A 12,071-nucleotide genomic window follows, 5' to 3' on the forward strand; every position below is an offset into this window, starting at 1 on the left:
GTGCCATGTTTATTACCTGCCAGGAATGCAACACCACCTATCGTTTGGATGAACAACAGCTCCAGCCGGACGGCTCCAAGGTGCGCTGTTCCCAGTGCCGGCATGTGTTCGTCGCCAAGCCTCCGATGGCCCGGTCCGCAGCTGACGCGGCACCCTGGGCGTCGGCGGCCGCCACGGCGGCGGTTGCGGCGATGGGCGACAGCGATGTCGCCACCGCCGAGCAAGAGTTGGAAGGTATCGATCTGGCCGAACTGGACGCCCTCTTGGCCAAGGAAGCGGCAGGGGACACCCAGCCCGCCGCCGGGGCGCCTGCGGAGGAAGCGGCGCCGGTGGACGAAGTGTCCCCGGACATGGATTTCGCAGCCGCCCTGGAACCGGCGGCGCCGCCGGAAGAGGACCTTGCCGCCGAAACGGCGGATGCTGTCGATGCGCTGGACCTGGATATGGATTTTGAGATCCACGACACGCTGGCGCTGGATCTGGACAGCACAACGGTGGATGCCGAGGCGCGTGACACGGCCTCGGCGGCCGCAGACCGCCCCGCGGACGAAGCGCCGGCGGAGAGCGAGACCTTTGCCGCCGACGATTTGGACCTGGAAGGCCTGGATTTGATGCTGGCGGAAGAAGCCTCGGCGGACAGCGCTTCCGACGCCGCGCCGACCGATATGGCGCAAGAAGGGGCAGCGGCTGAAGACGACCTGGATTTGAATTTGGAAGGCGATCTGGATTTCGATCTGGAGACCGAGGCCGAAGCGCCCGCGACCGAAGAGGACCAGGAGCTGGAGCTGTTCATGGAGGATGAACCGGCGCCGGCCGAAGGGGCGAAGGAAGAGGCAGCGGCCGCCGACGGTCTGGACCTGAATCTGGAAGATGATCTGGATTTCGATCTGGAGAGCGATGCCGAAGCGCCTGCCACGGACGAGGACCAGGAGCTGGATCTGTTCATGGAGGATGAGCCGGCGCCGACTGAAGCCGCGAAGGAAGAGGCAGCGGCCGCCGACGATCTGGACTTGAGCTTGGAAGATGATCTGGATTTCGACCTGGATACCGAGGCCGAAATGCCTGCCGCGGACGAGGACCAGGAGCTGGAACTGTTCATGGAAGATGAACCGGCGCCGACTGAAGCGGCGAAGGTAGGCACAGCGGCCGTCGACGATCTGGAGTTGAGCCTGGAAGATGATCTGGATTTCGACCTGGAGAGCGATGCCGAAGCGCCTGCCACGGAAGAGGATCAGGAGCTGGAACTGTTCATGGAGGATGAACCGGCGCCGGCCGAAGGGAAAACGGAGACGGCGCCACCGGCCGATGAACTGGATTTGTCCTTGGCGGATGACCTGGAACTCAGCCTGGACGACGATCTGGATGCGGTCGAAGAAGAGGATGATGCGGTATTGACCGACGACACCATGGGCACCAAGGCCCCTGTTGCCGGTCAGGTACCGGACGCCGGTGGCGCGGACGACCTCGACCTGGATCTCGATTTGGACCTGGATCTGGACGTTGATCAGCCGGAAGCGACAGCGGACCATGCTGTGCCGGATCGTGCGGCCGCCGCCCAGGGGTCCGCTTCTGCGGGAGATGAGGAGCTCGATTTGTCGGACTTGGATGCCCTCATGGCGACCACCGGCTTGGACGATAGCCCTGCGGCGCAGGAGGCGCAAACCGGGGAAGACGATGCCCTCGATTTCGATCTGCGGCTGGAAGAGGAGACCGAGGTGTCTTCGGCAGACGGCATTGACGCCGCACGGGGCGGCGACACCCTGGCCGAAGAGGAGATCGACCTTTCCGATATCGAGCGGATGTTGGAGGATGAGGGCGCGTCCGCTGCGAAGGCAAAAGCGGCGCCCCCTGTTGAGGAAGATCTCGGTTTCGGCGGGCCGGACGATGAACTCGATCTCAGCGAAATCGAGTCCGCCATCGATGAAGCCGATCTCATGCCCCAGCGCAAAGTGGATGGCGCCGACCAGGACGATCAGGAGCTGGAGTTCGATCTGGACGCGGAGGATACGGCCAAAGATTTGCAAATCGACGGCCTGGACAACCTGACCATGGAAAAGGATGGCGCCGACGATTCGCTGGACCTGGATTTGGACCTGGATCTCGATCTGGAGCTTGAAGACAAGGGCAAACGCGGAGCCGCCGCGGGCGTCAGCGGTGACGAAGAGGAACTCGGCCTGGCCGACCTGATGGATGGGGAAGACGACAAGGGTACCGATGTCATTCACAGCGGCGATATCGAGCTGGAGTTTCATGTAGAAGAGGATGAGCAGGAGGTCGCGGAAACACCGTTCAAAGCTTCCCAAACAGCCGGTGCCGTCGCCGCCGCTGCCAAAACGGCGCCCACGGCCCGTGAAGAGAAAAAACCCACCGCGCCTCCCAAGCCGAAACCGTACAGAACCAAGAAGAAAACCAGCAAATCCCTGGTGCTGCTGCTTGTTCTGGCACTGCTGGGTGGTGGCGGCTACGGTCTCTACTACACCGTCGAAGAGATGGGAGTGGAGATTCCCTACGTCAGCGACTATGTCCGCCAAGCCGTCGATTACTTCAAGCCGGCGCCGGCGGATCCCCAGGGAATTCTCAACCTCTCCACCACGGATATCGCCAGCCGATTCATCGAAAACGCCGATGCCGGCCGACTGTTCGTGATCACCGGGCGGGTGCGCAACGGGTACAGTGCACCCAGGTCAATGATTCGTGTCCAGGGACGGCTCTTTACCCAGGGCAAGGTGCTGGCCAAAACCGAATTCAGCTATGCCGGCCTGATGCTCAACGATCAGGACCTGTCCGGCCAGTCCATTGTCGAGATTCAGCAACTGCTCAAGACGGCCCCGGGGGAACCCGGCGCGGCGACCACTGTGCGCGCGGGACAAACCGTTCCTTTCATGCTGGTTTTCGCCGATCTGCCCCCGGCCGATCAGCTGGACGAGTTCGCCGTGGAGCTGATCCGTTCCCAACCGGCAAGCTGACGCTCCACATCGCAAGCGGTGGCTGCGACAAGCGGCGCGCAGGAGCCGCGAACGCTGTTTTTCTAGTTGACTGTCGCCGGACGAACTGTTAATAAAGCCGTTCGTCGCGCGGGGCGGCCGCCCTGCACGACACACCCAATGGCGATGTAGCTCAGCTGGTTAGAGCATGCGGCTCATATCCGCAGCGTCCGGGGTTCAAGTCCCTGCATCGCCACCAAACAACATCAAGGGCTGTAATCCCAATGGGTTACGGCCCTTTCGTTGTTGGGGGCATACCGACGGGCTTTCGACACGGCGTACAAATGCTTTTTCATGCAACATGAAAGGAGAGTGATTCAATGCGTGCATTGGTTTATATCCTATTGGTCGGAACAGTGGCTTGGGGGCCTTCGCCGGTGAACGCCGGCGAGGTCGAGGACGGGCCATGGGTGGTTCCGGCAGGATCCGGTCGATTTGGGCCTTCGCCGGTGAACGCCGGCGAGGTCGAGGACCCCTTGACCGAACAGCGGCATCAAATGGTGGAGATGCAAATAAGTGCCCGCGGGGTGGTCGACCCGGCGGTGTTGGCGGCCATGGAGCGGGTGCCGCGGCACCTTTTCGTGCCGGAAGGGGTGCGCCACCTGGCTTACCATGACCGGCCCCTGCCCATCGGCTACGACCAGACCATCTCCCAGCCTTATATCGTCGCTTTGATGTCCGCCTTGCTGGAATTGGCGCCGGGGCAGCGGGTGCTGGAAATCGGTACCGGGTCCGGTTATCAGGCGGCGGTGTTGGCGGCCATGGACGTCGCGGTGTACAGCATCGAGATTGTGCCGGAACTCGGCCGGCAGGCCGCGGCGGCGCTGACCGAGGCGGGCTATGACGGGGTGAATGTCAAAATCGGCGACGGTTACAAGGGGTGGCCTGCGCACGCACCGTTTGATGCCATCATCGTGACCTGCGCCCCCACGCGCATACCGGAGCCGCTCCAGGAGCAGCTGGCCGAGGGGGGCCGCATGGTGATACCGGTCGGCCGGTCCGGCGGTGTTCAGGAACTGGTGCTGCTCCGGCGCGTGGAGGGGCGCATCGCACAGCAGAAGATCATCGATGTGCGTTTCGTGCCCATGGTGGACGAGCGAGGCGAAAATTATTGACGGTGCTGATTGCGGCTATTGTGATTCGAGCATGGTGCGTGCTAAACACGACCACTTGGAAAAGGAGGCGCTGAACGGCCCATGCGTGAGAGATCCATATGAAAAACGGTGATATGTTCAACGGCAAAAACAAATCCAACAGCGGCTACACGGCCGCTTCGGTGGAGGTGTTGGAAGGGCTGGACCCGGTGCGCCGGCGCCCGGGCATGTACACCGACACCCAGCGGCCCAACCACATGGCCCAGGAGGTGGTGGACAACGCCGCCGACGAGGCGATCGCCGGCTTTGCCGATCGCATCGAGGTAATTTTACACGAAGACGGTTCGCTGGAGGTGAGCGACAACGGGCGTGGCATGCCGGTGGACCGCCATCCGACGGAAAAGGTGTCCGGCGTTGAGGTGATTCTGACCCGTCTGCATGCCGGGGCCAAGTTCAGTCAGAAAGATTACCGATTTTCCGGCGGGTTGCACGGTGTGGGGGTGTCGGTGGTCAACGCCCTCTCGCGGCGCCTGGAGGTGACGGTGATGCGCGATGGGCAGCAGTACACCATGGCCTTCGAAGGGGGCGAGACGGTGGCGCCCCTGACGGCGGTGTGCAAGGTCGGGCGCGCCCGCACCGGCACCACGGTGCGTTTCCGGCCGGATCCCCGCTATTTCGACCATCCCGTTTTTTCCATCAGCCGTTTGAAACACATCCTGCGTGCCAAGGCGGTGCTCTGTCCGGGGCTGCATGTGCGCTTCGACAACCGCAAAACCGGCGAGGTGGACCACTGGCACTACGAAACGGGGTTGGCGCAGTATCTGACCGAATCCCTGGACGCTTCGGAGCGGGTGCCCGACCCGCCTTTCACCGGGGATTTCGAAGGCGAGCTGGAGCAAGTGGCCTGGGCCGTGACCTGGTTGACCGAGGGCGGCCCGGTGATCGCCGAAAGTTACTGCAACCTGATTCCCACTGTTCAGGGCGGCACCCATGTCAACGGCTTTCGTGCCGGATTGCTGGCCGCCTTGCGCGAATTCTGCGATATCCACAAGCTGTTGCCGCGGGGCATCAAACTGGGACCGGACGACATCTGGGACAACTGCGCCTATGTGCTCTCGGTGAAATTGTCCGATCCCATGTTTTCCGGCCAGACCAAGGAACGGCTCGGATCGCGTCAGTGCACCCCATTGGTGTCCGGCGTGGTCAAGGATGCTTTCAGCATTTACCTCAATCAACATGTGGAGATCGGCGAGCGGTTGGCCGAAGCGGCCATCGAGAGCGCCCGTTTGCGCTTGAAAGCCGCCAAGACGGTGGCGCGCAAAAAAGCGGTGGCCGGACCGGTGCTGCCGGGCAAGTTGGCCGACTGCATCCACCAGGATCCGGCCCGCTGCGAGCTGTTTCTGGTGGAGGGCGATTCGGCCGGCGGTTCGGCCAAGCAGGCCCGCGACCGCCAGATCCAGGCCATCATGCCCCTCCGCGGCAAGATCAAGAACACCTGGGAAGATCCCTCCGACGGGGTGTTGGCCTCGGCGGAAATCCATGACATCGCCGTGGCCCTGGGGGTGGACCCCGGTGCCCACGAGATCAACGGGCTGCGCTATCACAAGATCTGCATTCTGGCCGACGCCGACTCCGACGGCCTGCACATCGCCACCTTGCTCTGCGCGCTGTTTCTGAAACATTTCCGCCCCCTGGTGGACAAAGGGCACGTGTATGTGGCCCTGCCGCCGCTGTATCGCATCGATATCGGCAAGCAGGTTTACTACGCCCTGGACGAACATGAGAAGGCCGCGATTCTCAAGCGGCATGCCAAGCAGGTGGCCAAGCCGGTCATTCAGCGGTTCAAGGGTTTGGGCGAGATGAATCCCGCCCAACTGCGCGAAACCACCATGGCCCCGGACACCCGACGCTTGCTGCGCCTCGACTACACCCCCGAATTCGCCGCTTCGGCCGAGACCTTGATGGACATGCTGCTGGGCAAGAAAGCGGCCGACCAGCGCAAGGCGTGGCTGGAAAGCAAGGGGGACCGGGCCGATACGGTCTGATGGCCCGCGAGTGTTTTCATTGCAGGTCGATGATCACCATTTCGGCCGTGCTTTCTTCGGAGAACGGGCCGAACAGCAAACGCGCGGGCATCCCTGCCAGCTTGACGAAATAGGCCGATTCGGGGGTGATGGGATTGCGCACGGCCCAGGCGCTGAAAGTGCGGCCGCCGGCTTCGATTTGCAGTCCCTGCATCGGAAAATGGAGGGTGCTGGTGGCGGGCAGGGCGCCGGCGGGTCCCACGGCCTGGAATTGGATCTCCCCCTCGTCGATGCCGAAGATGATGCCCGGCCATTCTTCCGCTGTCGGGCGCACTTCAAGCCACTGGCCGAGACGGGGGTCGCCCACCATGTCCAGATGAAAGGGCGGCGCAATGAATGTGGACCGGCCGTGGGCCCTGGCCACCAGCTTGGCCGCTGTGCCGGCGTCCGCGGCCGGAAGTATGGTGACGTTTTGCAACGGCGTCGGCAGCTCCTGCGCCGTGAACGGTTCGTCGTCGGTCTGCAACACCACAATGGGGAACCCCCGTCCGCGCTGGGACTGCACACACAATGCGAGCAGGGAAAGGCCGTAGCGCGTTTCCGCTCGGCGGAAAGCCGCTTTGGCTCCCATGATGGCCCACATGGCGCAATCGGCGTTGACCAGCGTCGCTTTGGGGGCGCGCCAGGCCATGGCGGTCAGGTCGTCCTGCCACTCATGCGCGGCGCATTCCAAGCCGTAGGTTTTCAATCGGCGCAGGAGTGTGTGGACCTGCGCTTCGGGTGTGGACAGCACGCTCAACCCTATTTTCATCATCCGTCAACCTTTCCGCAAAAGGAGTTGCATCATGCGCGATGGACGTTGTCCCCGGTGTCAATCCAAAACCGTTTACCAGATGCGTAACGGCGTCACCACCGCTTCCGGTAAAAATGTGTTCGTGCGCGGCACGGCCCTGATCGGCAGTGCCGCGACCGACCGGATGACCCTGGTGTGCACCACCTGTGGTCACTATGAACATTATTTGACCGATGCGGCGATCCTCAAAAGGGTGGCCCAAAAGTGGGACAAGGTCGGCTGATTCGATCTCTCAAGGCGCCAGCAGCATCACCTTGACCTGACTGGGGACGATACGGGCGCCCGGGCAATTGGTGGAGTTCTGCAAGGACATGCTGGTGAGCCGCGTGGCGGGCATGCCCTTGACCAGCACCGTGAAAGCCGCGGTCAAATGGCGCTGCGGGCCCATGACCGATCCCGATGCCACCCCCATCGCGACGCCGGTGTTGTCCCCGTTGGTCATGGGGATGGAGGTGGCCATGTTGTGGGCCGGCGCCCCCATGAAGAGAACCGTGTAGGCCGCGGGCACCCCCATGGGGCCCATGGCGACGTTGGGATAGGGAACGGGCACCGGTGCCGGCGACGGCGGCGCCGGTGTCAGGCAAACATCGGGAAAGCCGGTGTCCATGCCCATCATCTGGGTGTTGGCGAACATGGGTGTATACCTCCGTTTTTTGTTTCAACCATTTGCCATTTTCATCAAGGAACGCATCGGCGACAGTGGAACCGCAGACCCTTTCAGCCGATGTGAATGCGTTCGCCATCCACCTTCACATCCTCCTTGGCCGTCATCACGGTGTAGCGGCTGCGGAAGCTCAGCAGTTTGTCAATCCGATAGTCCATCCGCCCGATCTTGGCCTGCTCGAATTCATCCACCGTCCGATAGAGCCGTTTGACCCGTTGGGTCATCCTTTCCACCAGGCTGTTCACCGTGTTCGCAATCCAGTGGAGGGCCCCGACGCGACCGCTGAGACGGCCGGCCTGCAGCTCGCCCTCCTGCAAGTGGACCGCGGCCTGGATGGATCGGACGTCGAGCGTCCCGGACAGGGTTCGGATATCCCGGGCCGTCTCCACTTCAAGGCCGTCCCGGGCGAGGATGGAGAGGCGTCCGCCGTCGACTTTCAGTTGCACATCGCCTTCCAGCGCGATTTGCTGCGCATCGGTCGTTTCGCGTTCCAGGATGGCCAGCACCCAGGCGTTGCCTTGGGCGTCGAGGGCGGCCAGGACCCGGTCGCCGGCGCGGGGCGCCAGCAGACAACTGACCGCCCTGCGGGCATCGTAAACCCCCGAAGCCGACCTCAAGCGGCATTGGCGGCCATCTGCGAGAAGAACGCGGGCCTCTTCCTGGACCATCTCCGGGGAAAACGTTTGGCGGGCCGAATGGTTCATAAACACCTCTTGAAAGGGCTTTTGTTTGGCGCAATGGGATCAGAACGGCGGCTGCCATTCTTCTCCTGCCGTACGCACGGGGTCGTCGCCGAAGGCGGCCTGGACATCACTGCCGGTCCAGATGGTTTGTTCCCGGACACAGCGATGTAATTTGGCGCGCAACAGCCGGGCATTGGTGAAGTCGGCGCCGGACAGATCGGCATGGGCGAAGTCGCAATCGGTCAGCTGGGCACTCCTGAATCCTGTATTCCGGCATAGCGCCTTTTGGAAGACGGACGCCGTTGCATCGACGGCGCTCAAGTCGGCCGCTGATAAATCGGCCTTTTGAAACGAGGCTTGGCGCAAGACAGCGCCGCCCATGCGGGCGTTCGGCAGTCGGGCTTCAATGAAAAGGGCCAGGGGGGCCCGGGCTCTTTCCAGGCAGGCCCCGTCCATACGACACTGGACAAAACTGGTTTGGGTCAAATCGGCATTGCTGAAATCGACCCCCTGCAGGTCGGTGCCGTTGAGTTGGGCCTGGGCGAATGCCATGCCGCCGAGGTTCATGCCGGCAAAGCAGCTGTTCATCAGGATCGCCTGGCGGAAGTCGGCGCCGTCGAGCACGCTTTGGGTGAAATCGAGGCCGTTCATCAACGCCTGGGGGCAGCGAATGCGGGCGAGGCGTACGCCGGCCAGGTCGCTCTCCTGAAATATGGCGCGCTCCAGGTCGGCGTCGTCCAGGCAGGCCTCTTGCAGCGCGCACTGGTAGGCCAGGGCGCCGGTCAGATCGACCGCGGTCAGATCGATCCGCCGAGCAGTGCACTCCAGAAATTTGGCAAAGTCGAGCTTCGCTTGGGGCAGGCGTGCATCGGTCAGGTCGGTGTTCTGGAAAACCGCCAAATCGGCACGGGCACCGGTTAGATCGGCGCCGCTGAAATCGCAGTGGGTGAACACCGATTCACGCAGGTCGGCACCACGCAAATTTGCATTGCGAAAGGAGGTCTTTTCGAAAATGCAGCCGGTCAGGGCGGCGCCGCGCAGGTCGGTTGCCGCGCAATCGATGGTCGAAAGAAAATCGCCATCGGCCACGCGCCGCACCAGCTCGGCGGGGGTCATACGGCGGGGTCGGTCGTGGAAACCGAACTGCTCGCGCATGCGTTTGAAAATCGCCTCTTCTTCCATTGCCATCAGCGGGGGGCCCATCGGTTGAGGGTGGATCGGTCTTGTAACGCCAAGCGCACATCCGTGTTCCGGAATCGGGCTTTCATGAAATCGGCGCCGTAGAGATTGGCGCCGGTGAACCGGGTGTCGAACAGGGTGGCGCGGTGCAGCAGGCTTTCGAAGAGGTTGGCGGCCTGCAGGTCGGCGTTGGTCAGGTCGGCGTCCATGAAGAGGCAGCCGCTCGCATTGGCGCGGACGAAATTGCAGTCCTTCAGTACCGCTTCGCTCAAATCGGCGCCGGTCAGATCGGCGCCGGCAAAACAGGCGCCGGTCAGATCGGCCCCTCGGAAATTGCAGCCGCGCAAATCGGCATCGCTGAAATCGGCGCCGGTCAAAGTGCACTGGAACGCCGCCCGCAGGTTCGCCATCTGCGCGCCGCGGAAGCGGCACCCGGCGGCCTCGACTTCGACCAGGACGGCCTCTTCCAGGCGGCATCGGTCCAGCACGGCCCCTGTCAGGCGGGTTTTATACAACAGCGCCTTGCGCAGATCGGCCCCCTCCAGGCAGGCCTTTGACAGATCCGCCTCCAGCAATCGGACCGCCGACATGCGGGCGTCGCTGAAATCGGCGCCGCCGGCCTTGACTTCCGAAAGGTCGGCTTCTTCCAAGTTCGCACCGCGCAGCACCGTTTTGCCCAGATCGGCGGCCACCAGGGCGGCACCGGACAGATCGGCGCCTGTCAGGTCGGCCTTTGCCAGGCACGCCCGGCCCATGCCGGCCCCCTTCAAGCAGGCGCCGGACAGGTCGGCGCCGCTCAAATCGCTGCGCATCAGGGCGATCTCCGTCAACTCGGCCTTGGTCAACCGGGTGCCGTGCAAGCGGGCATCCTCCAGCAGGGCGCCGGCGAGGTCGATGCCGGGCAGGTCCGCATCGCTGAGGTCGATGCCCGCCAGATCCTTGTCCGGCGAGTGTTTGCCGGCCCCGTGGGCATCCAAAAGGGCCTGGCGTCTTTGCTCCGGCAGATGGTCCGGTGCCGACAGGATCGGCGGCAGGGCGTGGCCGGCCTGGCGGTAGGCGCGCTGGAAGCCGGTCTCCATGAGGGCCATCTTGTTTTCCAAATCGGGGTCGTTGACGCCCAGCGAGCGAAAGGTGGCCACCGCTTCCGCCGCCGTGAAGGTCGGGCGCGGTGCCGGTTCGGTTGCGGCCTGCTGCAGCAGGGTTTCCTTGTCCAGGCCTAAATTTTGGAGCTGGGCCGCCAGTCGCTCGTCGGCCGCCTTGCGCTGGTCCTGGGCTTGGGTGAGGATATGATCGAAATCCAGATCGCCGTCGCCGGGTTCGTTCGCGACCGGCAGCGGCAGCACTTGGTCCGGGTCGCTTCCCTGGGCGGCGATCAGGGCGCGCACAGCGGCCAGATCCCGATCCATGCGTTCTTTCTGCTTGGCCTGCAGCAACCCTTCGCCCCGCATGGCGGCAACGCTTTCGGAGGCCATCATTTCAGTGTAGCCCGAGCGTTCGCCGGCGGCGATCAAATCGGTCTCGTCGAGCAGGGCCAGGGCGCCGTTCTCCTTGTCCAGCCGACGGTGCAGCGCCGCGTGGTAGTGCATCAGGTCGCGGCGCGGGTCGCGACCGGCCTCGTAGGCGATCAGCAGATGGTCGATCTCCCTGGCCGTATCGCTGTCGCTGGGCACCAGGCCGTGGTAAACCAGGATGCCGCGTTGGGCATGGGGAAACAGCCACAGCGTGTCGAGCTGCAGCGACACCTCCTCGAAGGTCTGCTCCCCTTGTCCGCGTCGATTGATGAAACAGCGCGGTCGCAAGTCCGGCAAGCGTCCTTCGATCCGCTGCATCCGCGGGTGCATGCCTTCGATGAGAAAGGGTTCGTCGCCGTTGAAGAAGCCCTCGATCTGCTGGTCCTCCGGGGCGGTGTTGAAAAAGGTCCAGTCGATGTCGTCGGCCAGGCCGGGAAACCGTTCCCGGTACCACTGTTCATCGTAGGTGCCGCATTTGTGGTAGCGTTGGGGCCACATGGGATCCAGGGGCGCGAATCCCGCCGGTTCGGGGCGATCGCGCAACGATCCAAGCAAGTGATCCGGGTGCTCCACGTTGGGCAGTGCGATAGCGGCGCCGGCGCCGGCCTCCGTTTCCGGTGGCAGGCCCTTGCCCAGGGGGTTGGCTTTGAACCGCGGCCCGCCGAAGGCGTTGGCGTAGGTGATGGGAATCCGGGTGGCGGGGACGGGCGCGCTGATGTCCGCCACCAGGTGAAAATTCCGGCGCCAATGGCGGTCACCGAAAACAAAAAGGGTTTTGTCGATCCCGCCCAATCGCAGACGCACCCGGCCGGCCGGCACCGGTTGGCCACCGGGCGCATGAAAGGCGCCGTGCACCAGCACTTCACCCCTTTCTTTGGGCATGCCTTCATCCACCACGGCCGCCTTGCCCAGCTCGTCGGCGCAGAAGGTCCACATATCGATTTCGGTGCTCAGCTTCGGGGCCTGGCCGTCCTCGAAGTCGAAGAAGGCCAGCACGGTAGGCGCCCAGAAGCATCGGCTCCGGTATTCGAAGCTGCGGTGCAGGATACCCAGCTTGAGCGGTTTGACCACTTTCATGG

The 12,071-nt window shown here is 63.4% G+C and carries 9 protein-coding genes and 1 tRNA gene; 5 read left to right on the forward strand and 5 right to left on the reverse strand.

Annotated features, from left to right (window positions below; all coding sequences use genetic code 11):
- Positions 1-5: 5 nt before the first annotated feature.
- The 4 genes from MRX98_RS14430 (at position 6) to parE (ending at position 6,123) form a co-directional block, all read left to right on the forward strand.
- On the forward strand, positions 6-2,966 hold the full coding sequence (locus MRX98_RS14430; protein ID WP_246910923.1) for a DUF3426 domain-containing protein: 2,961 nt from the start codon (positions 6-8) through the stop codon (positions 2,964-2,966).
- Positions 2,967-3,106: 140 nt separating this feature from the next.
- Positions 3,107-3,183: transfer RNA gene (locus MRX98_RS14435), tRNA-Met, on the forward strand.
- A 121-nt stretch (positions 3,184-3,304) separates the two neighbouring features.
- The gene (locus MRX98_RS14440; RefSeq protein WP_246910927.1) at positions 3,305-4,099 is read left to right on the forward strand and encodes a protein-L-isoaspartate(D-aspartate) O-methyltransferase; all 795 of its coding nucleotides are present in this window, start codon (positions 3,305-3,307) and stop codon (positions 4,097-4,099) included.
- Positions 4,100-4,197: 98 nt separating this feature from the next.
- A complete protein-coding gene (gene parE / locus MRX98_RS14445; protein WP_246910930.1) occupies positions 4,198-6,123 on the forward strand; it encodes a DNA topoisomerase IV subunit B in 1,926 nt (641 codons plus the stop codon).
- A 16-nt stretch (positions 6,124-6,139) separates the two neighbouring features.
- On the opposite strand, the gene MRX98_RS14450 is transcribed toward parE, so the two are convergent.
- Positions 6,140-6,916 (reverse strand): hypothetical protein, encoded by a 777-nt coding sequence (locus MRX98_RS14450; protein ID WP_246910933.1) that lies wholly within the window; start codon positions 6,914-6,916, stop codon positions 6,140-6,142.
- A 31-nt stretch (positions 6,917-6,947) separates the two neighbouring features.
- Here MRX98_RS14450 and MRX98_RS14455 point away from each other — a divergent pair, with 31 nt between their 5' ends.
- Positions 6,948-7,178 (forward strand): hypothetical protein, encoded by a 231-nt coding sequence (locus MRX98_RS14455; RefSeq protein ID WP_246910936.1) that lies wholly within the window; start codon positions 6,948-6,950, stop codon positions 7,176-7,178.
- A 9-nt stretch (positions 7,179-7,187) separates the two neighbouring features.
- Here the strand turns inward: MRX98_RS14455 and MRX98_RS14460 are convergent, their stop codons facing one another.
- From MRX98_RS14460 to MRX98_RS14475, 4 genes are all read right to left on the reverse strand, one after another.
- The gene (locus tag MRX98_RS14460) at positions 7,188-7,589 is read right to left on the reverse strand and encodes a DUF4150 domain-containing protein (protein WP_246910942.1); all 402 of its coding nucleotides are present in this window, start codon (positions 7,587-7,589) and stop codon (positions 7,188-7,190) included.
- An 83-nt stretch (positions 7,590-7,672) separates the two neighbouring features.
- Positions 7,673-8,323 (reverse strand): DUF3540 domain-containing protein, encoded by a 651-nt coding sequence (locus MRX98_RS14465; protein WP_246910944.1) that lies wholly within the window; start codon positions 8,321-8,323, stop codon positions 7,673-7,675.
- A gap of 39 nt (positions 8,324-8,362) precedes the next feature.
- The gene (locus MRX98_RS14470; RefSeq protein WP_246910954.1) at positions 8,363-9,490 is read right to left on the reverse strand and encodes a pentapeptide repeat-containing protein; all 1,128 of its coding nucleotides are present in this window, start codon (positions 9,488-9,490) and stop codon (positions 8,363-8,365) included.
- Positions 9,490-12,069: a DUF2169 family type VI secretion system accessory protein gene (locus tag MRX98_RS14475; RefSeq protein WP_246910959.1), complete on the reverse strand. Its 2,580-nt coding sequence runs from the start codon at positions 12,067-12,069 to the stop codon at positions 9,490-9,492. Before MRX98_RS14475 ends, MRX98_RS14470 begins: the two co-directional genes overlap by 1 nt.
- Positions 12,070-12,071: the final 2 nt, after the last annotated feature.

The sequence above is a fragment of the Desulfatitalea alkaliphila genome (assembly GCF_022968795.1).
Taxonomy (GTDB): Bacteria; Desulfobacterota; Desulfobacteria; order Desulfobacterales; family Desulfosarcinaceae; genus Desulfatitalea; species Desulfatitalea alkaliphila.

Coding starts and splice junctions, on each gene's coding strand:
- MRX98_RS14430 (WP_246910923.1), top strand. CDS start 6: ATGTTTATTACCTGCCAGGAATGCAACACCACCTATCGTTTGGATGAA.
- MRX98_RS14440 (WP_246910927.1), top strand. CDS start 3,305: ATGCGTGCATTGGTTTATATCCTATTGGTCGGAACAGTGGCTTGGGGG.
- parE (WP_246910930.1), top strand. CDS start 4,198: ATGAAAAACGGTGATATGTTCAACGGCAAAAACAAATCCAACAGCGGC.
- MRX98_RS14450 (WP_246910933.1), bottom strand. CDS start 6,916: ATGATGAAAATAGGGTTGAGCGTGCTGTCCACACCCGAAGCGCAGGTC.
- MRX98_RS14455 (WP_246910936.1), top strand. CDS start 6,948: ATGCGCGATGGACGTTGTCCCCGGTGTCAATCCAAAACCGTTTACCAG.
- MRX98_RS14460 (WP_246910942.1), bottom strand. CDS start 7,589: ATGTTCGCCAACACCCAGATGATGGGCATGGACACCGGCTTTCCCGAT.
- MRX98_RS14465 (WP_246910944.1), bottom strand. CDS start 8,323: ATGAACCATTCGGCCCGCCAAACGTTTTCCCCGGAGATGGTCCAGGAA.
- MRX98_RS14470 (WP_246910954.1), bottom strand. CDS start 9,490: ATGGCAATGGAAGAAGAGGCGATTTTCAAACGCATGCGCGAGCAGTTC.
- MRX98_RS14475 (WP_246910959.1), bottom strand. CDS start 12,069: ATGAAAGTGGTCAAACCGCTCAAGCTGGGTATCCTGCACCGCAGCTTC.